Consider the following 26,106-nt stretch of genomic DNA (forward strand, 5'->3'; position numbering starts at 1 on the left):
GTTCAGGTATAGTTCTTCATAATCCTTTCAAAATCATCTTGTTGTAATTTTTTATTTCAACTCTCCGCAATTTATTCTTTTTTTCTTCATAATTGATGAAAGTTTGTTTTTTACACTTTCATTGTTTTACCGTTGCTCTGATTAATTGACGCTAAAGCCGGTAAAGTTAGTCTCGTCAACACGACATCACATTGCATGAGTGTCGTAAGAATAACTGAAAGGAAGGACAGAAATTATGCGTAAACTGACTGCTTTGTTTGTTGCCTCTACCCTGGCGCTGGGCGCCGCGAACCTGGCACATGCTGCTGATACTACAACTGCTGCACCGGCAACTGCCAAACCTATGATGCACCACAACGGTAAGTTTGGCCCACATCACGACATGATGTTTAAAGACCTCAATCTGACCGATGCACAGAAACAACAGATCCGCGACATTATGAAAGGTCAGCGCGATCAGATGAAACGTCCGCCGCTGGAAGAACGCCGTGCAATGCACGATATCATCGCCAGCGATAGCTTCGATAAAGCGAAAGCTGAAGCGCAGATTGCGAAGATGGAAGAACAGCGTAAAGCCAACATGCTGGCGCACATGGAAACCCAGAACAAGATCTACAACATTCTGACGCCGGAACAGAAAAAACAGTTTAATGCCAATTTTGAGAAGCGTCTGACAGAACGTGAAGCGCAGAAAGGTAAAATGCCAAAGGCTGCTGAGTAATCGATCAGCGTCTACACTAAATCATTCGCGTTGTGTCTGATACGGCGCGAATAAAAACTCAAGACCGCCGGTCTTGTCCACAACACGTTTAACGAGGTGGGCAGGATCGGCGGTTTTTTCTTTACTGCCTATTGCACCTCGCAACCGACACGCTATTCTCCTGAAGCCCGCGAAAATTCTACCTGGATCAGCGCGTTAATCTTTTTTGCAAAACGCCAGGTTCATCGCTAAGGCAAATCAACTCTGCTGCCGATAACAACAATGTGCAGGGTGAATGATAACTACGATGATTAGGGTGCCTGTGTGCGGCATACTGGCGTACTGCGCCTTTCTGGAGAGATGATGGAATACTTTGATATCCGCAAAATGCCGGTCAATCTTTGGCGTAATGGTGCGGGAGAAACGCGTGAGATTTGTTGTTTTCCGCCTGCAACACGTGATTTCCACTGGCGGGCGAGTATTGCCTCTATTGCCGCGAACGGCGAATTTTCACTTTTCCCAGGGGTCGAACGCGTGATTACGCTGCTGGAAGGGGGGGAAGTCACTCTGGAAGGCGTGAATGCTTTCACGCATACGCTCAAGCAGCATCAACCGTTTACCTTCGCGGGGGACAGGGTGGTAAAAGCCAGGCTGACAGAGGGACAGATGTCGATGGATTTCAATATCATGACGCGTCGTGATGTCTGTCAGGCGAAAGTCAGAGTTGCTGATCGTACTTTTACAACCTTTGGTTCGCGTGGCGGCGTGGTGTTTGTGATTAGCGGAGCCTGGCAACTGGGAGATAAATTGCTGACAGTTGACCAGGGCGCATGCTGGCACGATGGTAAGCACACGTTGCGACTACTAAAAGCGGAAGGGAAGCTGTTATTTAGTGAGATTAACTGGATGCCGGGGCATTCTCCGGATCCAGTTCAATAATTTCATATTGCCCTGACATGACCGGCCGGCAGAGGATTTTATAACCATCATGATCAAAGCCGGCAGGCATGCGTGCCAGCGTTGTGGCTTCATCCAGTGTTGACACAGCGCCGAGCCACAGCCAGTTATTGATGATGTGGTACTGCGTCAGTTCCGCCGTGCTCTCTTTCAGTGCAATTGCACTTTTCCACGGCCAGCAGATTACGCGTAGTCTTTCCAGCGCTTCCTGTAGTCGCAACTGATGCGCCTCGGGACTCTCCTTTCCGCAGCATGCTCCGGCGCAGCGTTTAAGCGCTGAACGGAAGCAGGCTCGTCCGCGACTCAGCGGTTCCAGTCCGAGTAAACCGTAGCAAAGCTTCTGTTCATCAGCGAGGCTTTGCAGCGCCTGTAGCGCGGTGCGGCGATGAGCAAACAAGCCGAACAGATGGGGCGTTTGTGAGAAATCAACTTCGCGTGCATAGACAACTTGAACAGTTCGGTCGGTTAATCGCAGGGAACAGAGCTGGCGCGTACGCCGCAGTCGTTTGTTAAACAGGGGTTGTTGCTCTTTGATCAGCCGGGCTTCCAGCAGGAGCGCGCCGATTTCCCCGGCTGTACAAATCCAGGTAATACGTCGGGACTGGCGCAACATCGCCGCTTCGTCTGCTGTACGCAGATGCGATAACACCCGACTGCGAATATTCACACTTTTGCCGATATAAAGCGGCATCGTATCGCTATCGCTGTGAAACAGATAAACGCCAGGTGCCGCTGGCAGCTCGCGCAGAAACGGGCGCAAGTGCTCGGGGTATTCATAGATTGCTGCTGGTTCAAACGAAAGACGAGGTGCTGATTGACGCCGTACCACTTGTGACTCCGGATGCTGGTTATTCATCCAGTGTAACAAAAGTGTTTCGCTCAAAAAAGAGGCTGGGATGATGTTACCAGTTCTTGTGCCGGACAGGACATAAATTGTCGCTATCCGGCATCATGCTGGAAGAAGTGAGTTACGGTTTTTTCCAGAAGTCGTCAAACACCGTAATTGGTGGGCGACGTTTATGCTCTGTCTTCATATACCAGCCTTCGATTTTATTTGCCACCGCGGCATCCAGTGTTTTCCCTTCCAGGTAATCATCGATGTTGTCGTACGTCACACCTAATGCGGCTTCATCAGGCAGAGAAGGACGATCGTCCTCGAGATCGGCGGTTGGTGCTTTCTGATAGAGATGCTCAGGGCAACCCAGCGCGGCAAGAAGCTGTTTCCCCTGACGCTTGTTGAGGCGGAAAATAGGGTTAATGTCGGTGCCGCCATCGCCATATTTGGTGAAGAATCCGGTGATAGCTTCTGCCGCGTGATCGGTACCAACGACAACACCGCTGGTCATCCCAGCGATACTGTACTGTGCCTTCATACGTTCACGGGCTTTCTCATTACCTCGCACAAAATCACTTAGTTCGATACCCGCTTCACGTAATGCCTGCTCACTGGCAAGTACCGCGCCCTTTATATTAACGGTTAACACGCGATCCGGCTGGATGAATGCTATCGCATCCTGGCAGTCCTGTTCATCGGCCTGAACGCCGTAAGGCAGACGAACGGCAATAAACTGCAGTGCGTCGTTGCCGGTTTCTTCACGCAGTTCAGAAATCGCCATTTGGCATAATTTTCCGGCCAGGGTTGAGTCCTGGCCACCGCTAATCCCTAACACCAGTGATTTCAGAAAGGGGTAGGTTTGCAGGTACGATTTCAGAAAATCCACGCTGCGGCGAATTTCCTCTTCTGCATTAATGTGCGGTTTGGCGCCAAGCGCCTGGATTATCTCTTGTTGCAGAGTCATTTAACCCCCTCCGAAAAATAAAATGATCAAAAATAATGATGTGTTAAAGCTAACGCGTTGACGCCCAAACGACAAGGGATGCGGCCGGATATAACATCATTTTGTTTTAATAGAATTTTCCGAAAGGGCTTAAGTATCAACTGTCAGCTTGAAAAATGAGTTGTTGTGCTCCAGGCTTATATAACACGCTGAAATATACGGCATCATTCAAATCGTCTCTTTGCTGGCTGCCTTTGCTCACCTCAGTCACTTACTGATGTAAGCTCCTGAAGATTTGCTCAGTTGCCGCTTCGATGTATTTTGAATGATATTGTGTACCAACAAGAGGAAGAAAAAATGAACAAGAATCTAACAGGAATTCTGGGTGCAGCGGCGGTAATGACTATGCTGGCAGGTTGTACGGCCTACGACCGTACGAAAGACCAATTTGTCCAGCCCGTGGTGAAAGATGTGAAGAAAGGGATGAGCCGGGCGCAGGTTGCGCAGATTGCTGGTAAGCCTTCATCTGAAGTGAGCATGATTCATGCGCGTGGAACTTGTCAGACTTACATCCTGGGTCAACGAGATGGTAAAGCTGAGACCTATTTTGTTGCATTGGATGATACTGGACACGTGATTAATTCTGGCTATCAGACATGTGCAGAGTACGACACAGACCCACAGGCGGCGAAGAAGTAACAACTGTATATTGCCTGTGCGTTCTGGAGAACCGGCCATCGCGCCGGTTTTTTTGTCTCTAGCGATCTTAATTATTGTCGCGAATTATTTGCCCGAAATGTGAGGGGGGTCATAACGACAGGTCAAGGAGAAGCAATTTTGTTGGTCAAGGAAATACCATCCTCCAGTGCAATCCCGTATACTCATTTCAGCCACCTAAAAAAGTAATTTAGCTGACGCAAGTTACCCAGAGCATGGATGCAGGTTATGGCTTGCGGACTGTCTGGTTGACAGATAATCGCATATGAGGATCGTTTTTATGGAAAAGAAACACATTTATCTGTTTTGTTCTGCGGGCATGTCGACTTCCTTGCTAGTATCGAAAATGCGCGCGCAGGCTGAAAAATACGAAGTACCGGTTATTATTGAAGCGTTTCCTGAAACGCTGGCCGGAGAAAAAGGTCCCGTGGCCGATGTCGTTTTATTAGGCCCACAAATTGCTTATATGTTACCCGAAATTCAGCGTTTGTTACCAAACAAGCCTGTTGAAGTGATTGACTCGCTGTTGTATGGCAAAGTCGATGGTTTAGGCGTGCTTAAAGCTGCTGTTTCAGCAATTAAAAAAGCCGCAGCAAATTAATTATTTTATTTTAATTTTCCCGTCAAAGAGTTATTTCATTAACATTCACCGCAATTTTTTATTGCGGTATTTAAGGGTATTTTTCTATGAGTAACGCTATTGCTTCACTTGAAAAGGTACTCCTTCCTTTTGCTGTAAAAATTGGAAAGCAGCCACACGTTAATGCAATCAAAAACGGTTTTATTCGTTTAATGCCGTTAACCCTCGCAGGGGCCATGTTTGTATTAATAAATAACGTTTTCCTGAGCTTTGGGGAGGGGTCCTTTTTTTATTCAATGGGCATTCGGCTTGATGCTTCTACTATTGAGAGTCTCAATAGTTTAAAAGGCATTGGTGGAAACGTCTATAACGGTACGCTGGGTATTATGTCATTGATGGCGCCATTCTTTATAGGTATGGCGCTAGCGGAAGAACGCAAAGTCGATTCACTGGCGGCCGGACTGTTATCTGTTGCAGCATTTATGACCGTAACTCCATATAGCGTGGGCGAAGCCTATGCTGTTGGTGCAAACTGGTTGGGTGGTGCGAATATTATATCCGGTATTATTATCGGTTTGGTTGTCGCGGAAATGTTTACCTTTGTTGTCCGTCGTAATTGGGTGATTAAATTACCTGATAGCGTGCCGACATCCGTTTCGCGCTCATTCTCTGCATTGATACCGGGCTTTCTTATCCTCTCCGTTATGGGGATTATTGCCTGGGCGTTGACGACTTTCGGCACGAACTTCCACCAGATCATCATGGACTCAATTTCTACTCCGCTGGCATCACTGGGCAGCGTGGTGGGCTGGGCCTACGTGATTTTTGTCCCGCTGCTGTGGTTCTTTGGTATTCACGGTTCACTGGCGCTGACTGCGTTGGATAGCGGTATCATGACGCCATGGGCGCTGGAAAACATCGCGATTTACCAGCAGTTTGGTTCTGTCGACGCTGCACTGGAAGCCGGTAAAACGTTCCATGTCTGGGCAAAGCCAATGCTTGACTCCTATATTTTCCTTGGGGGTAGCGGAGCAACGCTGGGTCTGATTATTGCTATCTTCCTGGCATCCCGCCGTCCGGACTATCGTCAGGTGGCAAAACTGGCACTGCCGTCAGGCATCTTCCAGATTAACGAGCCTATCCTGTTCGGCCTGCCAATTATCATGAACCCGGTGATGTTTATCCCGTTCATTCTGGTTCAACCAATTCTGGCAGCGATTATGTTGGCCGCCTATTACACAGGCATTATTCCACCGGTTACCAATATTGCACCGTGGACCATGCCAACCGGGTTGGGTGCTTTCTTCAACACTAACGGCAGCGTCGCCGCGTTGTTAGTCGCACTGTTCAACCTTGGGATTGCAACGCTGGTGTATCTGCCTTTCGTGGTTGTTGCCAACAAAGCGCAGAACGTTATTGACCAGGAAGAAAGCGAAGAAGATATCGCTAACGCATTGAAATTCTAAATTTAATCCGGCATGTCTACCCGGGCATGCCGGACTGAACCAGAGGAAAAGAGTATGTTGGATATCGAAAACATCGTAGGTACGCCGTCAGAGGCTGAAGAGCTGGAAGAAGTGGTGATGGGACTTATCATCAATTCAGGTCAGGCCCGTAGTCTGGCATATGGCGCGCTCAAAATGGCCAAGCAGGGGGATTTTGAGTCGGCGAAGACGATGATGGAACAGTCTCGCATGGCGCTTAACGAGGCGCATCTCGTACAAACGAAACTGATTGAAGGCGATCAGGGTGAAGGTAAAATGAAGGTCAGCCTGGTTCTGGTTCACGCGCAAGATCATCTGATGACGTCAATGCTGGCGCGCGAATTGATTACAGAACTGATTGAGCTTCACGAGAAGCTGAAATAGTGAGGAGTGCATGATGCAACTACAGATTAACGCACCGGAAATCAAGACCGTCTATGAGCAGCAGCTTTTTAATGGCAAAAATTTCCATGTGTTTATCTATAACAAAACTGAGAGTATCAGTGGACTGCATCAGCACGATTACTACGAATTTACCCTGGTATTAACCGGGCGTTATTATCAGGAAATCAACGGGAAGCGCGTACTGCTCGAACGTGGAGATTTTGTTTTTATCCCTCTGGGATCGCATCACCAAAGTTTCTATGATTTCGGCGCGACACGGATCCTTAACGTCGGTATTAGTAAACGTTTTTTCGAACAGCATTATCATCCTTTATTACCGTTTTGTTTTGTTGCTTCACAGGTGTATCGGGCTAATAACTCATTTCTCACCTACATTGAAACGGTTATTGCATCGTTGAATTTTCGCGAGAGTGGTCTGGATGAATTTGTAGAAGTGGTCACCTTCTATATTATTAATCGGTTACGGCATCATCGTGAAGAGCAAGTGCTGGATGATATTCCACAATGGCTTAAAACCACCGTGGAGACTATGCATGACAAAAGACAGTTTAGTGAAAACGCGCTGGAAAACATGGTTCGCCTGTCCGCAAAGTCTCAGGAGTATCTGACCCGCGCTACCCAGCGTTTTTACAGTAAAACACCTATGCAGATTATTAATGAAATCCGCATTAACTTTGCTAAGAAACAGCTGGAGATGACTAACTACTCGGTAACCGATATTGCATATGAGTCTGGTTACAGCAGTCCTAGCCTGTTTATTAAAACGTTTAAAAAACTGACGTCGTTTACACCTAATAGCTATCGAAAGAAATTAACTGAATTTAATCAGTAAACAATATTCATCAATTACTAATTTTAACGCTTGCCCTAAATAATGCCGGGACTGCCGCGTTATTCCTGACGAACGGGCAGGGCGTAATACACGTCAGTGTTTTTACACTGAAGGGAGAAATTATGAATCAGAAATTAAAAGTCGTCACTATTGGTGGCGGAAGCAGCTACACCCCTGAGTTACTTGAAGGCTTTATTAAGCGTTATCATGAATTGCCGGTTTCTGAACTATGGCTGGTGGATGTCGATGGTGGAAAAGAGAAGCTGGATATTATTTTTGACCTGTGCCAGCGAATGATCGACAAAGCTGGCGTGCCGATGAAGCTGTATAAAACGCTGGATCGCCGTGAAGCCCTGAAAGACGCTGATTTTGTCACAACACAGCTGCGAGTTGGTCAGTTGAAAGCGCGCGAAAAGGATGAGCGAATTCCGTTAAGTCATGGTTATCTGGGACAGGAAACTAACGGTGCTGGCGGCCTGTTTAAAGGTTTACGTACTATTCCGGTCATTTTTGACATCGTGAAGGATGTGGAGGAACTGTGTCCGAACGCATGGGTGATTAACTTTACTAACCCGGCCGGGATGGTGACTGAAGCGGTTTATCGCCACACTAATTTCAAGAAATTTATTGGCGTGTGTAATATTCCCATCGGCATGAAAATGTTTATCAGCGATGTGCTGGCGCTGAAAGAGATCGATGATTTATCCATCGATCTGTTTGGCCTGAATCATATGGTCTTTATTAAAGACGTACTGGTGAATGGGGAGTCGCGTTTTGATGAACTTCTGGACGGCGTGGCTTCTGGTCAGCTTAAAGCCTCTTCGGTGAAGAACATTTTCGATCTGCCGTTTAGCGAAGGACTGATTCGCTCACTGAAACTCTTACCTTGCTCTTACTTGCTGTATTACTTCAAGCCAAAAGAGATGCTGGCGATTGAAATGGGTGAATACTATAAGGGCGGTGCACGTGCTCAGGTGGTGCAGAAAGTTGAGAAACAGCTGTTTGAACTCTACAAAAACCCTGAGCTGAATGTTAAGCCGAAGGAGCTTGAGCAGCGCGGTGGGGCCTATTACTCCGATGCGGCTTGCGAAGTGATTAACGCCATCTACAACGACAAACAGACCGAGCACTATGTCAACATCCCTCATCATGGTCATGTCGATAATATTCCCGCAGACTGGGCGGTTGAAATGACCTGTACGTTGGGACGTAACGGTGCGACACCGCACCCGAGAATTACCCATTTTGACGAGAAAGTCCTCGGCCTTATCTATACCATTAAAGGCTTTGAAGTGGCGGCGAGTCAGGCGGCGCTGAGTGGTGAGATTAATGATGTGCTGTTGGCGCTAAACCTTAGTCCATTAGTACATTCTGACCATGATGCCGAGATTCTGGCTCGGGAATTAATTCTCGCACACGAGAAATGGCTGCCTAACTTTGCCGGTTGTATCGAGAAACTCAAAAGCGAACAACATTAATCGAGGTTGGCTATGGAACGCGTACTGATTGTTAATGCTGATGATTTTGGCCTGAGTAAAGGACAAAACTACGGCATTGTGGAAGCCTGTCGCAATGGTGTTGTGACCTCGACAACGGCGCTGGTCAATGGCGAAGCGATTAACCACGCGGAGCAGCTCAGCCGCGATTTACCCGAACTGGCTGTGGGAATGCACTTTGTTCTGACGCTGGGAAAACCGTTGACGCTTATGCCGGGGTTGACTCGTGACGGGCTTTTGGGGAAATGGATCTGGCAGATGGCTGAGGAAGATACTTTGCCGCTGGATGAAATTTCACAAGAGCTGACCGCTCAGTATCAGCGTTTTATTAACCTGTTTGGGCGGGAGCCGACGCATCTGGATAGTCACCACCATGTGCATATGTTCCCGCAGATCTTCCCAATCGTAGCTAATTTCGCAGCGCAACGGGGCATTGCGCTGCGTATTGATCGCCAGACGGTGATTCAGGCGTCTGACATACCGGTAACGTTGCGTACCACCCAGGGGTTCAGCAGCGAGTTTTATGGCGAAACTATCTCTGAGGCGCTGTTTTTACAGGCTCTGGATGCATCTGCTGAAAGAGGGGAGTCTTCGCTGGAAGTGATGTGTCATCCGGCCTTTATCGATAATATTATTCGGCAAAGCGCCTATTGTTACCCCCGTTTAACTGAACTCGATGTGCTGACGTCTTCGTCATTGAAATATGCTATTGCGGAGCGCGGTTATCGTCTTGGCAGTTTTCTGAACGTGTAATTCCTGAGTTTGCGGCGCTGAGATGCGCCGCACTTTTTTTGTCTATCATTCCAGCCTCAGCAGCCTGCCCGTAGTCCTCGATTTGCCATTATTTTAGCGAACAAACTGTTTTTACAACGCCCGATAAGAAAATCAGCTAAGATAGCGCTTTTCAGTTTTTTAGAATTTGTCTTTAGTGAAGCAACTGATTATGAAACCTCTTCGCCAACAAAATCGTCCGGTTATCAGCTATGTTCCGCGTGTGGAGCCTGCACCACCTGAACATGCGATCAAAATGGATGCGTTTCGTGACGTATGGATACTGCGCGGGAAATATGTCGCTTTTGTCTTAATGGGGGAGGCGTTTCAACGGTCGCCTGCGTTTACAGTGCCGGAGTCGGCACAACGCTGGGCGAACCAGGTTCGCCAGGAAAATGAACTGAGCGATTAACCGGACATAAAAAAAACGCCGGAGCATTACTCTCCGGCGGTTTTTTACATTTCAGGCAACAGGGTTAGCGGTGTGCCAGTTCGGCATTATCGTCGTTATCCAGAATCGTTTTATCGGTTTGCTTCAGCCATTGGCTGGTGAGCGTACCGGCGGTCATGGAACCGCTGACGTTCAACGCGGTACGGCCCATATCGATCAGTGGTTCAACGGAGATCAGCAGAGCGACCAGTGTCACCGGCAGGCCCATCGCAGGCAGCACAATCAGCGCGGCAAAGGTTGCGCCACCGCCCACACCAGCCACACCTGCGGAGCTGACGGTGACGATACCTACCAGCGTCGCAATCCATATTGGATCCAGCGGATTAATACCTACAGTCGGTGCAACCATCACGGCCAGCATGGCAGGATACAGGCCGGCACAACCGTTTTGCCCAATCGTTGCGCCAAAAGAAGCCGCAAAGCTGGCAATGGACTCCGGTACACCCAGACGACGAGTTTGTGCTTCAACGTTCAGCGGAATAGACGCGGCGCTGGAACGGCTGGTGAATGCGAAAGTCAGTACAGGCCAGACTTTACGGAAATATTTCAGTGGGCTAACACCGTTAATGCCCAGCAGGATACCGTGAACCACGAACATAATACCCAGGCCGAGATAAGAGGCCACGACAAAGCTACCGAGCTTAATGATGTCCTGCAGGTTTGAACCCGCAACGACTTTGGTCATCAGTGCCAGCACACCGTACGGCGTCAGTTGCATAACCAGACGAACCAGTTTCATCACCCAGCTTTGCAAGGTATCGATAGCGGTTAATACACGTTCGCCTTTCGGGGCATCATCTTTCAGCAGTTTAAGCGCTGCAACACCGAGGAATGCCGCGAAAATAACCACGCTGATAATCGAAGTCGGGTTAGCACCGGTCAGATCGGCAAACGGGTTTTTCGGGATGAACGACAGCACCAGTTGCGGAACGCTGAGGTCAGCGACTTTGCCAGCATAATTGGTTTCAATGGCGTTCAGACGTGCGGTTTCAGCACCGCCCTGCACCAGACCTTCTGCCGTCAGGCCGAACAGGTTGGTGACCAGCACCCCTACCAGAGCAGCTATCAGCGTGGTAAACAATAACGTTCCGATAGTCAGGAAGCTAATTTTACCCAGTTGGGAAGCGTTATGCAGACGTGCAACGGCGCTAAGGATAGAGGCAAACACCAGCGGCATAACAATCATTTGCAGTAGTTGGACATAGCCATTGCCGACAATGTTGAACCATTGTACGGAATCTTTCAGCACCTGGCTGTCAGAGCCGTAGATGGTGTGCAGGGCAAGGCCAAAAACCACGCCCATGACAAGACCAACCAGTACTTTTTTGGCCAGACTCCACTGTTTGTGACGGGTTTGCGCCAGCAGTAACAGCAGTATGGCGAACACGATAATGTTCGCGATTAATGGAAAGTTCATCCCCGTTCTCCTGATCTTTTTATATATATCACCGTGCTACAGTGATTCTGTTGGCGCAAGATTAGCAGAATCTGTGATGTGCCTCTTATATTCAAATGGAATTGTTTATTCCGAAATGACATTTTGGCTGAATTATTAATCAGCCTGGTGTTTTATAAACCGATTAAATTGCATTTGCAGCGTGTTAATCATCTGCGATGACCAGCGTACGGCACTATTCTCTGGCATTGTTTGTGGCATCCAGATAGACCATGCGAACAGCGCCATGCATAAAAAACGCTCCAGTTGATTACCTTTTTGCGGCACGAGGATCGGCAAGCGAAAGCGCCAACGGCAAGGCCAGAGCAGGGGAACACCGGCGGGCGTCAACATATCCGCCACAATGTGGCTGAGATAACCAAGTACCATCCCTTGTAACGCATCAGCCGGGATTATCCAGGTATCGGGTACTTTCAGGTAAAATGTTGTCAACAGGGCAAAGACCGCCAGCAGGCTGTGTGTAAATCCACGGTGGCCAAACGCCCGGGCAATTGGTTTTGATATCCATTTCAGACGCTGACCAAGCAGAGATTTAGGATGATCAATATCGGGCAGCAGGCACGTCAAAATTGCTGAAGGAACAATATGCCACCAGTCACCCTGAGCGAGAACGGGCGTCAGCTCGGCATTTTTGGCAAATACCGCACAGGCTATAGAAAAAAGAAGGTGGCCTTCCGCCGTCATGATAAAACCCAATAAACTGTCAATTCATACAGTATAGGGGTTTTATACAGTAGGCGGAAGAGGTGACGTTGTAACCCTTTGTCACAATTATGCTCTCAGCGTGCGCTGGAACACGATCGACAATCTGCGGGCAATGCTGCCATTGCCCGTTGGATGATTACTCGTGCAGATGCACGGCGGTAAGTTCGGTCAGTGATGTCAGTTTGACGTCGGCAAGAACAAATCGCGGATCGTCCTGATTCTCATGCGCCGGTACGACAATGGAGCGCATTCGTGCCGCTCTGGAGGCGATCATGCCGTTCACGGAGTCTTCCAGTGCCACACAGGATAATGGATCAACGCCCAGCTTGGCTGCGCAGTCGAGGTAAACCTGGGGATGCGGTTTGCTGTAGGGCAGTTTTTCAGCAGAGGCCAGCGCATCGAAGCTGTCGCGGAGATCAAACATTGCCAGCACTTTTTCCAGCATGTGCAGCGGTGAGGCAGACGCAAGCCCAACCAGCAGCCCCTGGGATTTACACAGCGCGACAGCTTCACGTACGCCGGGTAACAGAGGCCGGGTCTCTTCAACCAGCGAAATAGCCCGGGTGATGATACGATCCGTGACTTCCTGGCGTGAGGGGCCGTTCCATGGTTGCTGGGCAAACCAGAGATCAACAACCATGTCGATACGCAATCCCAGTGTATCCGGAAGCTCATGGCGGCGAGTGATATCTACGCCTAAACTTGCGATGACATCCAGTTCGGCCTGATCCCAGAGTGGCTCTGAATCGACCAGTAATCCATCCATATCGAAAATTGCAGCAAGAATTTGACGCGGGGTTGACATCACAACCTCTCCTTTGAGAATTAAACAGCGGGATTAAGAGCGTAACTGAACTCGCTCTAAGCGTTCATTATGGCTAATCCTTTATTATATCGCCTTTAAAGATCAGGCGAAAACAGTTATCAACGGGTAAACTTAGGCCAAAATGACACGTCTTAATCAAGGGGAACTCATGACGTATCAACAAGCTGGACGCATTGCTGTCTTGAAAAGGCTGGTGGGGTGGATAATCTTTATCCCGGCGCTGATTTCAACGCTGGTTTCAGTACTGAAGTTTATGTATGCGCACAGTGAAAAACAGGAAGGCATTAACGCCGTAATGCTCGATTTTGCTCACGTTATGATTGACATGATGCGGGTGAATACACCATTTCTTAATGTGTTTTGGTATAACTCGCCGACGCCAGATTTTCAAAGCGGCCTGAACCTCGTTTTCTGGCTGATTTTTATTCTTATCTTTATCGGTCTGGCGTTGCAGGATTCCGGTGCCAGGATGAGCCGCCAGGCGCGCTTTCTGCGTGAAGGCGTTGAAGACCAACTGATTCTGGAACAGGCTAAAGGAAGTGAGGGGCTGTCACGTGAGCAAATTGAATCGCGTATTGTCGTACCGCACCATACGATCTTTCTACAAATCTTCCCGCTCTATATTTTGCCAGTGATTGTCATCGTAATCGGCTATTTCTTCTTTTCGTTACTGGGCTTTTTGTAAGTAATGTCTTATCAGGCCTACAGTTCTGGCGTGGGACTGTAGGCCTGATAAGCAGAGTGCCAACAGGCAATTGTTTTAAGCAGCCAGTAACCGTTCCATCGCTTTCTGCGCGACGACAAGATGCTGACCACCGAACAAAATCGCCCGGTTGAGCAGCGTGTACAACTGGTAGATGGGCTGACGATCCAGAAAATCCAGCGGCAAAGGCGAGACAGACTGATAGCCATCATAAATCTGCGGCGGTTGATCGGTATGTAATGGCAGCATCGCCAGATCGCATTCTCTGTCCCCCCAATAACAGGCGGGATCAAAAATGTAAGGGCCGTTGGGGCCGAGAGCACAGTTTCCTGACCAAAGATCGCCATGTAGCAGCGAGGGCTGCGGCTGATGTGAGGAGAGTCGCTGTTGAACATGTTCTACAATTGCGTCAATGCTACCAAACGCAATGCCTTTTTCAGCGGCCAGTTCCAGTTGCCAGCCAATACGTTGTTCTGCAAAAAAGGTTGACCAGCGACGTTGCCAGGTATTGGGTTGTGGAGTGGTGGAGAGTGCATTATCGAAGTCGAGACCGAACTGCGGTTGATCGCTCCATTCATGCAGATGTGCCAGCTGTTGTCCCAGAATAAAGGCGTTGTGAGCATCAAGTGGACGCGGTGGAAGGAAATCCATCACCAGAAAACTGTAGTCCCTGTCTGCACCTACCGCCCAGACTTTTGGAACTGAAACAGTATTACTCCGGGAGAGCAGTTCCAGTTGATCGGCTTCCGCCGTAAAGCCGGATAACAGCTCCCTTTCATCGCATTTGACGAAAAAATCGCGCCCCGCATAGCGTAAATGCCATGCGGCGTGGATCTCTCCGCCAGGCAGTTCATTACGCAGCTCGATTTCGCCTTCACCTAATTGCTCGCTTAAAAGACGACTGATTGCCTGCCACATGATGTCTCTCCCCATGTTGTCTGCCAGATCATAAGGTTAGCGCAATAATGCGGAAAAAAAACACGAACTGACGCACACCCTGAACGCGTCATTACTGGAAAGGCACTTAATGTTTGTTGTTCTTCCACACCTCCCTGAGATAGGGCGACTTTCGGCTTCACGTGATTCACTTCTTTGTAATCACGTGATTTTTTATCATAGACGTATAACACGTATGCTGACAGCTTTGTGGGTAAATCCCCCTTATTTTCTATAAGGGGGAGAGGGCTATCATTGAGAAAGATACGAATATATTTTTTGCGTATCGTTTAAAGAGCACAGTCGCGTGCCCTGATTTAGCGTCGCTGCGCTGCCTGCAGCTACGCCAAAACGAACAATATCCTCAAATGGCGCGTTTTCAGCCAGTTTAAGCGTCATGGCGCCGACCATACTGTCGCCCGCGCCAACGGTACTTTGACTTTTCACCGGAGGCGGAACCACCTGAACGCAGGTTTCACGATCAACGCCTAATGCCCCTTGTGGGCCAAGAGAGACCACTACGCGATGGGCTTTACCACTTTGCACTATTTCCTGTGCGGCTTTACGGACATCATCAGGCTGCGTGAGTTCACGATTAACCAGGGCGCTCAGTTCTTTAAGATTGGGTTTGACCAGTTCGATATTGCCAATAGCTAACGCCGCTGTTAGTGCGTCACCAGAGCTATCAATGATGCAACGGATACCCTGCTTTTGTGCCGTGGTGACCAGTCGGGTTAATTTCTCAAGTTTTACACCGGGGGGCAGGCTACCGCTAATGACCAGTAGCGCACCTGATTCAATTTCCAGTACCTGATCCTGAAGCTGGTGAAATTCGTCATCAGTGAGCGCAGCGCCGGGCATAACAAAACGATATTGTTCGCCGCTGGACTCCACATGGACATGAAGATTTTGTCGGGTCCAGTCTTTGGCTTCTATCGTCGATACTGGAACATTTTCATCAGCGAGTAACGAAACCAGGTGTTCACCAGTGGCACCGCCAGCCGGGAAAATCGCTGTTGCGCTACCGCCAAGATGCGCGATGGCGCGAGCCACATTGATGCCGCCACCACCAGGTTCAAAAACTGGCGAGGTGCAGCGAAGTTTACCTTCGGGGTAGATTTGTGGGGTGATTGTTGCGCTATCGAGAGAGGGCGCGAGTGTTAACGTATAGATACGTACCATCTTTACCTCCTGTTAGGCTGACCTCAGTCTGGCACTTAGCGTCACGAAAGTGAAGCAATTAACAACATGATTTATCGCATCTTTATTTAAAACTATCCCTCTATTTATATATAAATAAAATTATGGTTTAAGAACGCTCTTATTCAAAAAATGAAATAAGAATATATTGCTATGTTATTCGAGTCTTTTTATAATTTGTTACCTTTCCTGGGTCTTTTGTCATTGATCCATATGAAAGTTTCCGAGACCGTAATGGTCTCTTTTTTTGTTGTACGGACTCTTTATAAATGAAGCTTTTGAAGACAGTACCCGCAGCATTCGTGCTGACGGGGTGCGTGTTTGCGTCAATGCATGCCGCCGCCGATGATTCCGTTTTTACTGTCATGGATGACCCTTCCAGCGCGAAAAAACCTTTTGAAGGTAACCTGAACGCGGGATACCTCGCCCAGTCAGGCAACACAAAAAGTTCTTCTTTAACTGCAGATACCACCATGACCTGGTACGGTGAAACCACGGCGTGGTCTCTGTGGGGAAATGCCAGCAATACCTCCTCGAATGATGAGCGATCTTCGGAGAAATATGCCGCGGGCGGTCGTAGCCGTTTCAACATGACCGACTATGATTACTTGTTTGGGCAGGCGAGCTGGTTGACAGACCGTTATAACGGCTATCATGAGCGTGACGTGCTGACCGCAGGTTATGGTCGTCAGTTCCTCAGTGGACCGGTGCACAGCTTCCGTTTTGAATTTGGTCCTGGCGTACGCTATGACGAGCACACTGACGGTAAGACTGAAACTCAGCCGTTGGGTTATGCGTCTGGCGCCTATGCGTGGCAGATGACGGACAACACCAAGTTTACTCAGGGTGTATCGGTGTTTGGTGCTGATGATACAACGCTCAACTCTGAATCAGCCTTAAATGTTGCTATCAATGAACACTTCGGGTTGAAGGTGGCTTATAACGTTACCTGGAACTCTGAACCGCCGGCAACAGCGCCGGAACATACCGATCGTCGTACAACTGTTTCTCTCGGCTATCGTATGTAGTAATAGGCCAGGTCAATTAAATGACCTGGCTTTTCTTTTTATTATTGAGCGTAATGACTCTTTAAATATACTTTCTACTTTAACTTATAAAAAAATGAAAACGCCTGGCGAATGTCAGTAACGTTTTTCAAATTAGCCCCAAATTATTGCCGCCCAGCGTAACATCAACATTGCCGCACAAATTACGAGCAATACCACAACCATTTTCCAGTGTTTTTTTGCAGAGCGATTTGTTGGCATGGTTCTTTTCCTGCTCAAATCAGACTATTACTGCACAGTGTAACAAAGGCTGCAGGTCGTCAGTGAATTGATTTAAATCATAGATGGCGCGTTGATTGCTGCTTTGAACGACTCGTAATGCCGTGTACACTGTCAGACGGTGTTATCAAAAAGCGGGTGTAGGTTACGTTGTTGCCAGTCCGGTGATACGTGACATATTTCGCAGAGTGAAGCGGGAATCAGCCCACACCTTTTTGGTAATTTTAAATATTGAAACTTTGTATGTGATCTTACGTGTGGGTCACCACTGCAAATAAGGATATAACATGCCTGTTATTACTCTTCCTGATGGCAGCCAACGCCATTACGACCACGCTGTAAGCCCCATGGATGTTGCGCTGGACATCGGTCCAGGTCTGGCGAAAGCCACCATCGCAGGCCGTGTAAATGGTGAACTGGTTGATGCTTCCGATCTGATTGAACATGATGCGAAGCTCTCTATCATCACCGCTAAGGATGAAGAAGGTCTGGAGATCATTCGTCACTCCTGTGCGCACCTGTTAGGGCACGCGATCAAACAACTCTGGCCGCACACCAAAATGGCGATCGGACCGGTTGTTGACAACGGTTTTTACTACGATATCGATCTTGACCGTACGTTAACTCAGGAAGACGTCGACGCGCTCGAAAAGCGGATGCACGAGCTCGCTGAGAAGAACTACGATGTCATTAAGAAGAAAGTCAGCTGGTACGAAGCGCGTGAAACGTTCGTGAAGCGTGGCGAGACCTACAAAGTCTCTATTCTTGATGAAAACATCGCCCATGATGACAAGCCAGGCTTGTACCATCATGAAGAATATGTCGATATGTGCCGTGGCCCGCACGTGCCAAATATGCGTTTCTGCCATCACTTTAAACTGATGAAGACCGCTGGGGCGTACTGGCGCGGTGATAGCAACAACAAGATGCTGCAGCGTATTTATGGTACTGCATGGGCAGATAAAAAAGCCCTGAGCGCCTACCTGCAACGTCTGGAAGAAGCGGCCAAACGCGACCACCGTAAAATTGGTAAGCAGCTTGACCTGTATCATATGCAGGAAGAAGCACCGGGTATGGTGTTCTGGCATAACGATGGTTGGACTATTTTCCGTGAACTGGAAGTCTTTGTTCGTTCGAAACTGAAAGAATACCAGTATCAGGAAGTTAAAGGTCCGTTTATGATGGACCGTGTACTGTGGGAAAAAACAGGACACTGGGACAACTACAAAGATGCGATGTTCACTACCTCTTCTGAGAACCGTGAATACTGCATCAAGCCAATGAACTGCCCAGGTCATGTACAGATCTTCAATCAAGGTCTGAAATCCTATCGTGACCTGCCGCTGCGTATGGCTGAGTTTGGTAGCTGCCACCGTAACGAACCATCTGGTGCGCTGCACGGTCTGATGCGTGTACGTGGTTTCACGCAGGATGATGCACACATCTTCTGTACTGAAGAGCAGATCCGTGATGAAGTTAACGCCTGCATCCGTATGGTCTACGATATGTATAGCACTTTTGGCTTCGAGAAAATCGTCGTCAAACTGTCCACTCGCCCCGAAAAACGTATCGGTAGCGATGAAATGTGGGACCGTGCTGAAGCGGACTTAGCCGTTGCGCTGGAAGAAAACAACATCCCGTTTGAATATCAACTGGGTGAGGGCGCATTCTACGGTCCGAAAATTGAATTTACCCTGTATGACTGCCTCGATCGTGCATGGCAGTGCGGTACTGTACAGCTGGACTTCTCCCTGCCGTCCCGTCTGAGCGCCTCTTATGTTGGCGAAAACAACGAGCGTCAGGTGCCGGTTATGATTCACCGCGCAATTCTTGGGTCGATGGAACGTTTTATCGGTATCCTGACTGAAGAGTTCGCTGGCTTCTTCCCGACTTGGCTTGCGCCAGTTCAGGTTGTGGTCATGAACATTACCGATTCGCAGTCTGAATACGTTAACGAATTAACGCAGAAACTACAAAATGCGGGTATTCGTGTAAAAGCAGACTTGAGAAATGAGAAGATAGGCTTTAAAATCCGCGAGCACACTTTACGTCGTGTCCCTTACATGTTGGTCTGTGGCGACAAAGAGGTAGAAGCAGGCAAAGTTGCCGTGCGTACCCGTCGTGGCAAAGACTTGGGCAGCCTGGACGTAAATGAAGTTATCGAGAAGCTGCAACAAGAGATTCGCAGCCGCAGTCTTCAACAACTGGAGGAATAAGGTATTAAAGGCGGAAAACGAGTTCAAACGGCACGTCCGAATCGTATCAATGGCGAGATTCGCGCCCTGGAAGTTCGCTTAACAGGTCTGGAAGGCGAAGCTTTGGGTATTGTGAGTCTGAGAGAAGCTATCGAAAAAGCTGAAGAAGCTGGAGTAGATTTAGTTGAAATCAGCCCTAACGCCGAACCGCCAGTTTGTCGTATTATGGACTACGGCAAGTTCCTTTATGAAAAGAGTAAGTCTTCTAAGGAACAGAAGAAAAAGCAAAAAGTTATCCAGGTTAAGGAAATTAAATTCCGTCCTGGCACCGACGATGGCGATTACCAGGTAAAACTCCGCAGCCTGGTACGCTTTCTGGAAGATGGCGATAAGGCTAAGATCACGCTGCGTTTCCGCGGTCGTGAGATGGCCCACCAACAGATCGGTATGGAAGTGCTGACGCGCGTCCGTGACGATCTGAGTGAACTGGCAGTAGTCGAATCCTTCCCTACGAAGATCGAAGGCCGCCAGATGATCATGGTGCTCGCTCCTAAGAAGAAACAGTAAGGCCTTCAAGTAGCAATGTCTGTGGAGCCTACGGGTTCCACAGCCGTTGTTCGCCTACGTTTCGTTTATTAACAATGCGAAGTGGAAGTTATTAAAATGCCGAAAATTAAGACCGTACGCGGTGCTGCTAAGCGCTTCAAAAAAACCGGTGGTGGTGGATTTAAGCGTAAGCACGCAAACCTGCGTCATATTCTGACCAAAAAATCTACTAAGCGTAAACGTCACCTGCGTCCAAAAGGCCTCGTTTCTAAAGGCGATCTGGGTCTGGTTATCGCGTGCCTGCCGTACGCATAAGCCGTTAACGTTTAATTAATTTTTTTACTAAGAATATAGATACAGGAGAGCACATATGGCTCGCGTAAAACGTGGTGTAGTTGCCCGTGCACGTCACAAGAAAATTTTGAAACAAGCTAAAGGCTACTACGGTGCGCGTTCTCGCGTATACCGCGTTGCCTTCCAGGCTGTTATCAAAGCTGGTCAGTACGCTTATCGTGACCGTCGTCAGAAAAAGCGTCAGTTCCGTCAACTGTGGATTGCGCGTATCAACGCAGCAGCACGTCAGAACGGTATTTCTTACAGCAAATTCATCAACGGCCTGAAAAAAGCCTCTGTTGAAATCGACCGTAAGATCCTGGCTGACATCGCAGTATTCGACAAAGTAGCGTTCTCCGCTCTGGTCGAAAAAGCGAAAGCAGCTCTGGCATAAGCCGGTGAAAAGAGGGAGCCTGGCTCCCTCTCTTTTATTTGTAATCCAATCAATTGGTTGACAATTTACCTGTAAGCCTTTTCAATAAAGGTTGTACGGTTTTTACCACACAAGGTAACGCAAGCATGAATGCTGCTATTTTCCGCTTCTTTTTTTACTTTAGCACCTGATTCCAGGAGGCTAGCGCGTGAAAGAAGAAACGGAAAACAGCGCCTAAAAGCCTCCCTGGTGGAGGCTTTTTTTATACACGTCATCCTTCACGCTGCCTTTGCGTTGGCTGCATTCGTTTACCTCAGTCACGTACCTATGTACGCTTCTGAGGATTTGCTCTCTTGCAGCCTTGATGCAAGTTGAATGATTTTGTGTATATACGTGCGACTAATGAATATCGCCACATAACGAGGAAAACCATGTCACATCTCGCAGAGCTGGTTGCCAGTGCAACGGCCGCCATAAACCAGGCTTCAGATGTTGCCGCGTTAGACAATGTCCGCGTCGAATATTTGGGCAAGAAAGGGCACCTGACCCTTCAAATGACTACCCTGCGCGAACTGCCGCCAGAAGAGCGTCCGGCAGCAGGTGCGGTTATCAACGAAGCAAAAGAACAAGTACAGCAGGCGCTAAACGCGCGTAAAGCTGATTTAGAAAATGCAGCGCTGAATGCACGTCTGGCTGAAGAAACCATCGATATCTCCCTTCCAGGGCGTCGTATCGAAAACGGCGGGCTGCACCCGGTAACGCGTACTATTGATCGTATTGAAAGTTTCTTCGGTGAGCTGGGCTTTACCGTGGCGACGGGGCCGGAAATCGAAGACGACTATCATAACTTCGATGCCCTGAATATTCCTGGCCATCACCCGGCGCGCGCTGACCACGACACTTTCTGGTTTGACGCCACGCGTCTGCTGCGTACCCAGACCTCTGGCGTGCAGATCCGTACCATGAAAGAAAAACAGCCACCAATCCGTATTATCGCTCCGGGCCGAGTGTATCGTAACGACTACGATCAGACGCACACGCCAATGTTCCATCAGATGGAAGGGCTGATTGTTGATACCAATATTAACTTCACCAACCTGAAAGGTACGCTGCACGATTTCCTGCGTAACTTCTTTGAAGAGGATCTTCAGGTTCGTTTCCGTCCGTCCTACTTCCCGTTCACGGAGCCTTCTGCGGAAGTCGATGTAATGGGTAAAAACGGCAAATGGCTGGAAGTGCTGGGTTGCGGTATGGTCCACCCGAATGTGCTGCGTAATGTGGGCATTGATCCGGAGATTTACTCTGGCTTTGCATTTGGCATGGGTATGGAACGTCTGACCATGCTGCGTTACGGCGTAACCGATCTGCGTTCTTTCTTTGAAAACGATCTGCGTTTCCTCAAACAGTTTAAATAAAGGCAGGATAAAACAATGAAATTCAGTGAACTGTGGTTACGCGAATGGGTTAACCCGGCGATTGATAGCGATGCGTTGTCAAACCAAATCACTATGGCTGGTCTGGAAGTCGATGGCGTTGACGCCGTCGCTGGTGAATTTAACGGCGTTGTCGTTGGTGAAGTGGTTGAGTGCGGTCAGCACCCTAACGCAGATAAACTGCGCGTCACAAAGGTGAATGTAGGCGGTGAGCGTCTGCTTGATATCGTCTGTGGCGCACCTAACTGCCGCCAGGGGCTGAAAGTCGCGGTGGCTACTATTGGCGCCGTTTTGCCGGGTGATTTCAAAATCAAAGCCGCGAAGCTGCGCGGTGAACCGTCAGAAGGGATGTTGTGCTCTTTCTCTGAGCTGGGTATTTCTGACGATCATAACGGTATTATCGAGCTGCCTGCGGATGCACCGATTGGTACTGATATCCGTGAATACCTGAAGCTTGATGATAACACTATCGAAATTAGCGTAACGCCGAACCGTGCAGACTGCTTAGGCATCATCGGTGTGGCGCGTGATGTCGCTGTACTGAACAAAGCTCCTCTGGTAGAGCCAGAAATCGCGCCGGTTGCTGCAACCATTAACGACACACTGCCAATTACCGTCGAAGCTGTTGAAGCGTGCCCACGCTATCTTGGCCGTGTGGTAAAAGGCATTAACGTTAAAGCGCCAACGCCGTTGTGGATGAAAGAGAAACTGCGCCGTTGCGGGATCCGTTCCATTGATGCCGTGGTTGATGTAACCAACTATGTGCTGCTTGAACTGGGTCAGCCGATGCACGCATTCGACAAAGATCGCATCGAGGGCGGAATTGTGGTGCGTATGGCAAAAGAGGGGGAAACCCTGGTATTGCTGGACGGCTCCGAAGCGAAACTGAATGCGGATACGCTGGTCATCGCTGACCACAATAAAGCGCTGGCAATGGGTGGTATTTTTGGTGGTGAACACTCTGGCGTGAATGACGAAACGCAAAACGTTCTGCTGGAATGTGCGTTTTTCAGCCCGCTGTCAATTACCGGTCGAGCACGTCGTCACGGTTTGCACACCGATGCCTCTCACCGCTATGAGCGTGGTGTCGATCCGGCACTGCAGTACAAAGCGATGGAGCGTGCTACGCGCCTGCTGATTGATATCTGCGGTGGGGAAGCTGGTCCGGTTATCGATGTTACGAACGAATCCACTATGCCAGAGCGTGCAACCATTACTCTGCGTCGTAGCAAACTGGATCGTCTGATCGGACACCATATTGCTGATGAGCAGGTGAGCGATATTCTGCGTCGTCTGGGCTGTGAAGTGACAGAGGGTCAGGATGAGTGGAAAGCGGTAGCGCCGAGCTGGCGTTTCGATATTTCAATCGAAGAAGACCTGGTCGAAGAAATTGCTCGCGTATACGGTTATGACAATATCCCGAATATGCCAATTCAGGCGGGTCTGGTCATGGGTACACACCGCGAAGCGGATTTATCCCTGAAACGTGTTAAAACCATGTTGAATGACAAAGGCTACCAGGAAGTTATCACCTATAGCTTTGTTGATCCGAAAATCCAGTCACTGCTGCACCCAGGCGAAGAAGCACTACTGCTGCCAAGCCCAATCTCTATTGATATGTCGGCAATGCGTCTGTCGCTGTGGACGGGGCTGCTGTCAACGGTAGTTTATAACCAGAATCGCCAGCAGAACCGCGTACGTATTTTCGAAACGGGTTTACGTTTTGTTCCCGATACACAGGCTAACCTGGGGATCCGTCAGGATCTGATGCTGGCAGGCGTTATCTGCGGTAACCGCTATGATGAACACTGGAACCTGGCAAAAGAGACCGTTGATTTCTATGATCTAAAAGGTGATCTTGAAGCGGTTCTCGACCTGACCGGCAAGTTGGGTGACATTCAGTTTAAAGCTGAAGCCAATCCAGCGCTGCATCCGGGTCAGTCTGCGGCGATTTATCTGAAAGGTGAACGTATTGGTTTCATTGGGGTTGTTCATCCTGAGCTGGAACGTAAACTGGATCTGAACGGTCGCACTCTGGTGTTTGAACTGGAGTGGAATAAGCTCGCAGACCGCGTGGTGCCTCAAGCGCGTGAAATTTCTCGCTTCCCGGCGAACCGCCGTGACATCGCAGTCGTTGTGGCAGAAAACGTTCCCGCTGCGGATATTTTATCCGAATGTAAGAAAGTTGGCGTAAATCAGGTAGTTGGCGTAAACTTGTTTGACGTGTACCGCGGTAAGGGTGTTGCGGAGGGTTATAAGAGCCTCGCTATCAGCCTGATCCTTCAGGATACCAGCCGTACACTTGAAGAAGAGGAGATTGCCGCTACCGTTGCCAAATGTGTAGAGGCATTAAAAGAGCGATTCCAGGCATCATTGAGGGATTGAACCTATGGCGCTTACAAAAGCTGAAATGTCAGAATATCTGTTTGATAAGCTTGGGCTTAGCAAGCGGGATGCCAAAGAACTGGTCGAGCTGTTTTTCGAAGAGATCCGTCGTGCTCTGGAAAATGGTGAGCAGGTAAAACTCTCTGGTTTTGGTAACTTCGATCTGCGTGATAAGAATCAACGTCCGGGCCGTAACCCGAAAACGGGCGAAGATATTCCCATTACAGCACGGCGCGTGGTGACCTTCAGACCCGGGCAGAAGTTAAAGAGTCGGGTCGAAAACGCAACGCCCAAAGAAGAGTAATTTAACTATACGCTAGATAATTTGTGTTGCATCGCGGTGACAGGTGAGGAAACCCCGGAAGCATAGCGTGCTATGTGACCGGGGGGCTGAACGTAGCTACCAAAGAAGCAGCATAAAGGATGACGCGTATAACTAAAAAGGCCGCTATGCGGCCTTTTTCCTTTCCACTGCCGAATCGGCACCGTAGAATCATCCCCATCTTTTTTCAGCAGAATGGAAAACATGCTGACTTTCGCTCATCAACAACAGCGACGAAATGTGCGCTGGATACTGTCTCTGTCAGTACTGATGTTGCTGGCAACAATTCTAAGCTTGTGCGCAGGAGAACAATGGATCGCTCCCGGCGATTGGTTTAGCGCTCGTGGCGATTTGTTTGTCTGGCAGATTCGACTTCCTCGCACGCTCGCTGTTTTACTGGTAGGTGCTGCGCTGGCGATATCCGGCGCGGTGATGCAGGCGCTATTTGAAAACCCGCTCGCGGAGCCAGGCTTACTGGGTGTGTCTAACGGTGCAGGGGTTGGGCTAATTGCTGCGGTGTTACTGGGGCAGGGGCAGCTTCCTGGATGGGCATTGGGCTTATGTGCGATTGCGGGGGCGTTGATTATCACGCTCATTCTTCTGCGTTTTGCCCGTCGTCATCTGTCCACCAGTCGTCTGCTGCTTGCGGGCGTGGCGCTGGGTATTATCTGTAGTGCACTGATGACATGGGCTATCTACTTTTCCACCTCTTTTGACCTGCGCCAGCTCATGTACTGGATGATGGGGGGCTTCGGCGGCGTAGACTGGCAACAGACCTGGCTGATGATTGCATTGCTCCCTGTTTTGCTGTGGATTTGCTGTCAGTCGCAGCCAATGAATATGCTGGCGCTGGGCGAGACTTCTGCGCGACAACTGGGACTGCCTTTATGGTTCTGGCGTAACCTGCTGGTGGTCGCGACAGGCTGGATGGTGGGTGTCAGCGTGGCGCTTGCCGGCGCGATTGGTTTTATCGGGCTTGTCATCCCTCATATTCTGCGACTGTGTGGGCTGACCGATCACCGTGTTTTACTGCCTGGCTGCGCGCTGGCAGGGGCGATAGCGTTACTGCTAGCGGATGTTGTTGCTCGTTTGGTGCTGGCTTCAGCCGAGCTGCCTATCGGCGTAGTGACAGCCACCATGGGCGCGCCTGTTTTCATCTGGCTATTGTTAAAGTCCGGGCGCTAGAATGCCCCAGTTCGGTCTATGATTAAAAACTGAAAATTGAACGCTTACTAT

29 protein-coding genes and 1 other annotated feature are annotated in these 26,106 nt (G+C 49.1%); of the genes, 21 read left to right on the plus strand and 8 right to left on the minus strand.

All coding sequences use genetic code 11. The features are described from left to right. The first annotated feature begins 235 nt into the window (after window positions 1-235). Both spy and ves read left to right on the plus strand, forming a co-directional pair. A complete protein-coding gene (gene spy, locus OH663_RS24245) occupies window positions 236-721 on the plus strand; it encodes an ATP-independent periplasmic protein-refolding chaperone Spy (RefSeq protein WP_136345519.1) in 486 nt (161 codons plus the stop codon). 342 nt (window positions 722-1,063) lie between these two features. After that, the gene (gene ves / locus OH663_RS24250; protein ID WP_045442055.1) at window positions 1,064-1,639 is read left to right on the plus strand and encodes an environmental stress-induced protein Ves; all 576 of its coding nucleotides are present in this window, start codon (window positions 1,064-1,066) and stop codon (window positions 1,637-1,639) included. Here the strand turns inward: ves and cho are convergent. Continuing rightward, window positions 1,599-2,486 carry an excinuclease Cho gene (cho, locus tag OH663_RS24255; protein ID WP_200042101.1) on the minus strand — a complete coding sequence of 296 codons (888 nt, stop codon included), beginning with the start codon at window positions 2,484-2,486 and terminating at the stop codon, window positions 1,599-1,601. The genes ves and cho overlap by 41 nt on opposite strands. A gap of 139 nt (window positions 2,487-2,625) precedes the next feature. After that, complete coding sequence (gene nadE / locus OH663_RS24260; protein WP_045442061.1) at window positions 2,626-3,456, minus strand: ammonia-dependent NAD(+) synthetase; 831 nt, start codon at window positions 3,454-3,456, stop codon at window positions 2,626-2,628. Between the two features lie 336 nt (window positions 3,457-3,792). Between nadE and osmE the strand changes: the two genes are divergently transcribed. The 8 genes from osmE to cedA all read left to right on the plus strand — a co-directional run bounded on the left by osmE (window position 3,793) and on the right by cedA (window position 10,132). Next, window positions 3,793-4,134 carry an osmotically-inducible lipoprotein OsmE gene (gene osmE / locus OH663_RS24265; RefSeq protein ID WP_045442064.1) on the plus strand — a complete coding sequence of 114 codons (342 nt, stop codon included), beginning with the start codon at window positions 3,793-3,795 and terminating at the stop codon, window positions 4,132-4,134. Window positions 4,135-4,432: 298 nt separating this feature from the next. Next, entirely contained in the window at window positions 4,433-4,753 is a 321-nt protein-coding gene (gene chbB / locus OH663_RS24270; RefSeq protein WP_196209080.1) for a PTS N,N'-diacetylchitobiose transporter subunit IIB, read from the plus strand. A gap of 86 nt (window positions 4,754-4,839) precedes the next feature. Then, window positions 4,840-6,198: a PTS N,N'-diacetylchitobiose transporter subunit IIC gene (gene chbC, locus OH663_RS24275; RefSeq protein WP_045442068.1), complete on the plus strand. Its 1,359-nt coding sequence runs from the start codon at window positions 4,840-4,842 to the stop codon at window positions 6,196-6,198. A gap of 54 nt (window positions 6,199-6,252) precedes the next feature. Next, a complete protein-coding gene (gene chbA / locus OH663_RS24280) occupies window positions 6,253-6,600 on the plus strand; it encodes a PTS N,N'-diacetylchitobiose transporter subunit IIA (protein ID WP_045442078.1) in 348 nt (115 codons plus the stop codon). 10 nt (window positions 6,601-6,610) lie between these two features. Then, window positions 6,611-7,453, plus strand: coding sequence for a transcriptional regulator ChbR (gene chbR / locus OH663_RS24285; protein ID WP_136345518.1), 843 nt, complete (start codon window positions 6,611-6,613; stop codon window positions 7,451-7,453). 122 nt (window positions 7,454-7,575) lie between these two features. Continuing rightward, window positions 7,576-8,931 (plus strand): 6-phospho-beta-glucosidase, encoded by a 1,356-nt coding sequence (locus OH663_RS24290; protein ID WP_200011629.1) that lies wholly within the window; start codon window positions 7,576-7,578, stop codon window positions 8,929-8,931. A 12-nt stretch (window positions 8,932-8,943) separates the two neighbouring features. Next, a complete protein-coding gene (gene chbG, locus OH663_RS24295; protein WP_045442084.1) occupies window positions 8,944-9,702 on the plus strand; it encodes a chitin disaccharide deacetylase in 759 nt (252 codons plus the stop codon). 166 nt (window positions 9,703-9,868) lie between these two features. Continuing rightward, complete coding sequence (cedA, locus tag OH663_RS24300) at window positions 9,869-10,132, plus strand: cell division activator CedA (RefSeq protein WP_071667549.1); 264 nt, start codon at window positions 9,869-9,871, stop codon at window positions 10,130-10,132. Between the two features lie 64 nt (window positions 10,133-10,196). On the opposite strand, the gene tcyP is transcribed toward cedA, so the two are convergent. The 3 genes from tcyP to hxpB form a co-directional block, all read right to left on the minus strand. Beyond that, window positions 10,197-11,588 (minus strand): cystine/sulfocysteine:cation symporter, encoded by a 1,392-nt coding sequence (tcyP, locus tag OH663_RS24305; protein WP_048221597.1) that lies wholly within the window; start codon window positions 11,586-11,588, stop codon window positions 10,197-10,199. Window positions 11,589-11,723: 135 nt separating this feature from the next. Further along, window positions 11,724-12,323, minus strand: coding sequence for a metal-dependent hydrolase (locus OH663_RS24310; RefSeq protein ID WP_136345517.1), 600 nt, complete (start codon window positions 12,321-12,323; stop codon window positions 11,724-11,726). Between the two features lie 145 nt (window positions 12,324-12,468). After that, window positions 12,469-13,137: a hexitol phosphatase HxpB gene (gene hxpB, locus OH663_RS24315; RefSeq protein ID WP_045442101.1), complete on the minus strand. Its 669-nt coding sequence runs from the start codon at window positions 13,135-13,137 to the stop codon at window positions 12,469-12,471. A gap of 169 nt (window positions 13,138-13,306) precedes the next feature. Between hxpB and OH663_RS24320 the strand changes: the two genes are divergently transcribed. Continuing rightward, entirely contained in the window at window positions 13,307-13,843 is a 537-nt protein-coding gene (locus OH663_RS24320) for a YniB family protein (RefSeq protein WP_045442103.1), read from the plus strand. A 75-nt stretch (window positions 13,844-13,918) separates the two neighbouring features. Here OH663_RS24320 and OH663_RS24325 read toward each other — a convergent pair whose 3' ends face one another. After that, on the minus strand, window positions 13,919-14,779 hold the full coding sequence (locus OH663_RS24325) for a fructosamine kinase family protein (protein WP_045442105.1): 861 nt from the start codon (window positions 14,777-14,779) through the stop codon (window positions 13,919-13,921). A 270-nt stretch (window positions 14,780-15,049) separates the two neighbouring features. Continuing rightward, complete coding sequence (gene pfkB / locus OH663_RS24330) at window positions 15,050-15,979, minus strand: 6-phosphofructokinase II (protein ID WP_200011631.1); 930 nt, start codon at window positions 15,977-15,979, stop codon at window positions 15,050-15,052. A 287-nt stretch (window positions 15,980-16,266) separates the two neighbouring features. Between pfkB and OH663_RS24335 the strand changes: the two genes are divergently transcribed. Further along, entirely contained in the window at window positions 16,267-17,025 is a 759-nt protein-coding gene (locus OH663_RS24335) for a DUF481 domain-containing protein (protein WP_045442110.1), read from the plus strand. Window positions 17,026-17,157: 132 nt separating this feature from the next. On the opposite strand, the gene yniD is transcribed toward OH663_RS24335, so the two are convergent. Beyond that, window positions 17,158-17,265, minus strand: a complete 108-nt coding sequence (gene yniD, locus OH663_RS24340) for a small membrane protein YniD (RefSeq protein ID WP_136345516.1) — start codon at window positions 17,263-17,265, stop codon at window positions 17,158-17,160. A gap of 305 nt (window positions 17,266-17,570) precedes the next feature. Here yniD and thrS point away from each other — a divergent pair, with 305 nt between their 5' ends. The 9 genes from thrS to btuC all read left to right on the plus strand — a co-directional run bounded on the left by thrS (window position 17,571) and on the right by btuC (window position 26,055). Continuing rightward, window positions 17,571-19,499: a threonine--tRNA ligase gene (thrS, locus tag OH663_RS24345; protein WP_045442112.1), complete on the plus strand. Its 1,929-nt coding sequence runs from the start codon at window positions 17,571-17,573 to the stop codon at window positions 19,497-19,499. Between the two features lie 3 nt (window positions 19,500-19,502). Beyond that, entirely contained in the window at window positions 19,503-20,045 is a 543-nt protein-coding gene (gene infC, locus OH663_RS24350) for a translation initiation factor IF-3 (RefSeq protein ID WP_071828920.1), read from the plus strand. Between the two features lie 96 nt (window positions 20,046-20,141). Continuing rightward, window positions 20,142-20,339 carry a 50S ribosomal protein L35 gene (gene rpmI / locus OH663_RS24355; RefSeq protein WP_003030583.1) on the plus strand — a complete coding sequence of 66 codons (198 nt, stop codon included), beginning with the start codon at window positions 20,142-20,144 and terminating at the stop codon, window positions 20,337-20,339. A 55-nt stretch (window positions 20,340-20,394) separates the two neighbouring features. After that, window positions 20,395-20,751, plus strand: a complete 357-nt coding sequence (rplT, locus tag OH663_RS24360) for a 50S ribosomal protein L20 (RefSeq protein ID WP_045442118.1) — start codon at window positions 20,395-20,397, stop codon at window positions 20,749-20,751. A 120-nt stretch (window positions 20,752-20,871) separates the two neighbouring features. Then, window positions 20,872-20,996 (plus strand) — a sequence feature (Phe leader region). Further along, a complete protein-coding gene (gene pheM, locus OH663_RS24365; protein ID WP_001386830.1) occupies window positions 20,877-20,921 on the plus strand; it encodes a pheST operon leader peptide PheM in 45 nt (14 codons plus the stop codon). (Overlaps the previous feature by 45 nt.) A gap of 165 nt (window positions 20,997-21,161) precedes the next feature. Further along, on the plus strand, window positions 21,162-22,145 hold the full coding sequence (pheS, locus tag OH663_RS24370) for a phenylalanine--tRNA ligase subunit alpha (RefSeq protein WP_045442121.1): 984 nt from the start codon (window positions 21,162-21,164) through the stop codon (window positions 22,143-22,145). Window positions 22,146-22,160: 15 nt separating this feature from the next. Next, window positions 22,161-24,548, plus strand: coding sequence for a phenylalanine--tRNA ligase subunit beta (pheT, locus tag OH663_RS24375; protein ID WP_200011633.1), 2,388 nt, complete (start codon window positions 22,161-22,163; stop codon window positions 24,546-24,548). 4 nt (window positions 24,549-24,552) lie between these two features. After that, on the plus strand, window positions 24,553-24,852 hold the full coding sequence (ihfA, locus tag OH663_RS24380; RefSeq protein ID WP_003030571.1) for an integration host factor subunit alpha: 300 nt from the start codon (window positions 24,553-24,555) through the stop codon (window positions 24,850-24,852). A 222-nt stretch (window positions 24,853-25,074) separates the two neighbouring features. Next, window positions 25,075-26,055, plus strand: coding sequence for a vitamin B12 ABC transporter permease BtuC (gene btuC, locus OH663_RS24385; protein ID WP_200011635.1), 981 nt, complete (start codon window positions 25,075-25,077; stop codon window positions 26,053-26,055). Window positions 26,056-26,106: the final 51 nt, after the last annotated feature.

The organism is Citrobacter sp. Marseille-Q5395 (genome assembly GCF_947057495.1).
GTDB classification, from domain to species: Bacteria; Pseudomonadota; Gammaproteobacteria; order Enterobacterales; family Enterobacteriaceae; genus Citrobacter; species Citrobacter murliniae.

Coding starts and splice junctions, on each gene's coding strand:
- spy (WP_136345519.1), top strand. CDS start 236: ATGCGTAAACTGACTGCTTTGTTTGTTGCCTCTACCCTGGCGCTGGGC.
- ves (WP_045442055.1), top strand. CDS start 1,064: ATGGAATACTTTGATATCCGCAAAATGCCGGTCAATCTTTGGCGTAAT.
- nadE (WP_045442061.1), bottom strand. CDS start 3,456: ATGACTCTGCAACAAGAGATAATCCAGGCGCTTGGCGCCAAACCGCAC.
- osmE (WP_045442064.1), top strand. CDS start 3,793: ATGAACAAGAATCTAACAGGAATTCTGGGTGCAGCGGCGGTAATGACT.
- chbB (WP_196209080.1), top strand. CDS start 4,433: ATGGAAAAGAAACACATTTATCTGTTTTGTTCTGCGGGCATGTCGACT.
- chbC (WP_045442068.1), top strand. CDS start 4,840: ATGAGTAACGCTATTGCTTCACTTGAAAAGGTACTCCTTCCTTTTGCT.
- chbA (WP_045442078.1), top strand. CDS start 6,253: ATGTTGGATATCGAAAACATCGTAGGTACGCCGTCAGAGGCTGAAGAG.
- chbR (WP_136345518.1), top strand. CDS start 6,611: ATGATGCAACTACAGATTAACGCACCGGAAATCAAGACCGTCTATGAG.
- OH663_RS24290 (WP_200011629.1), top strand. CDS start 7,576: ATGAATCAGAAATTAAAAGTCGTCACTATTGGTGGCGGAAGCAGCTAC.
- chbG (WP_045442084.1), top strand. CDS start 8,944: ATGGAACGCGTACTGATTGTTAATGCTGATGATTTTGGCCTGAGTAAA.
- tcyP (WP_048221597.1), bottom strand. CDS start 11,588: ATGAACTTTCCATTAATCGCGAACATTATCGTGTTCGCCATACTGCTG.
- hxpB (WP_045442101.1), bottom strand. CDS start 13,137: ATGTCAACCCCGCGTCAAATTCTTGCTGCAATTTTCGATATGGATGGA.
- OH663_RS24320 (WP_045442103.1), top strand. CDS start 13,307: ATGACGTATCAACAAGCTGGACGCATTGCTGTCTTGAAAAGGCTGGTG.
- OH663_RS24325 (WP_045442105.1), bottom strand. CDS start 14,779: ATGTGGCAGGCAATCAGTCGTCTTTTAAGCGAGCAATTAGGTGAAGGC.
- pfkB (WP_200011631.1), bottom strand. CDS start 15,979: ATGGTACGTATCTATACGTTAACACTCGCGCCCTCTCTCGATAGCGCA.
- OH663_RS24335 (WP_045442110.1), top strand. CDS start 16,267: ATGAAGCTTTTGAAGACAGTACCCGCAGCATTCGTGCTGACGGGGTGC.
- yniD (WP_136345516.1), bottom strand. CDS start 17,265: ATGCCAACAAATCGCTCTGCAAAAAAACACTGGAAAATGGTTGTGGTA.
- thrS (WP_045442112.1), top strand. CDS start 17,571: ATGCCTGTTATTACTCTTCCTGATGGCAGCCAACGCCATTACGACCAC.
- rpmI (WP_003030583.1), top strand. CDS start 20,142: ATGCCGAAAATTAAGACCGTACGCGGTGCTGCTAAGCGCTTCAAAAAA.
- rplT (WP_045442118.1), top strand. CDS start 20,395: ATGGCTCGCGTAAAACGTGGTGTAGTTGCCCGTGCACGTCACAAGAAA.
- pheS (WP_045442121.1), top strand. CDS start 21,162: ATGTCACATCTCGCAGAGCTGGTTGCCAGTGCAACGGCCGCCATAAAC.
- pheT (WP_200011633.1), top strand. CDS start 22,161: ATGAAATTCAGTGAACTGTGGTTACGCGAATGGGTTAACCCGGCGATT.
- ihfA (WP_003030571.1), top strand. CDS start 24,553: ATGGCGCTTACAAAAGCTGAAATGTCAGAATATCTGTTTGATAAGCTT.
- btuC (WP_200011635.1), top strand. CDS start 25,075: ATGCTGACTTTCGCTCATCAACAACAGCGACGAAATGTGCGCTGGATA.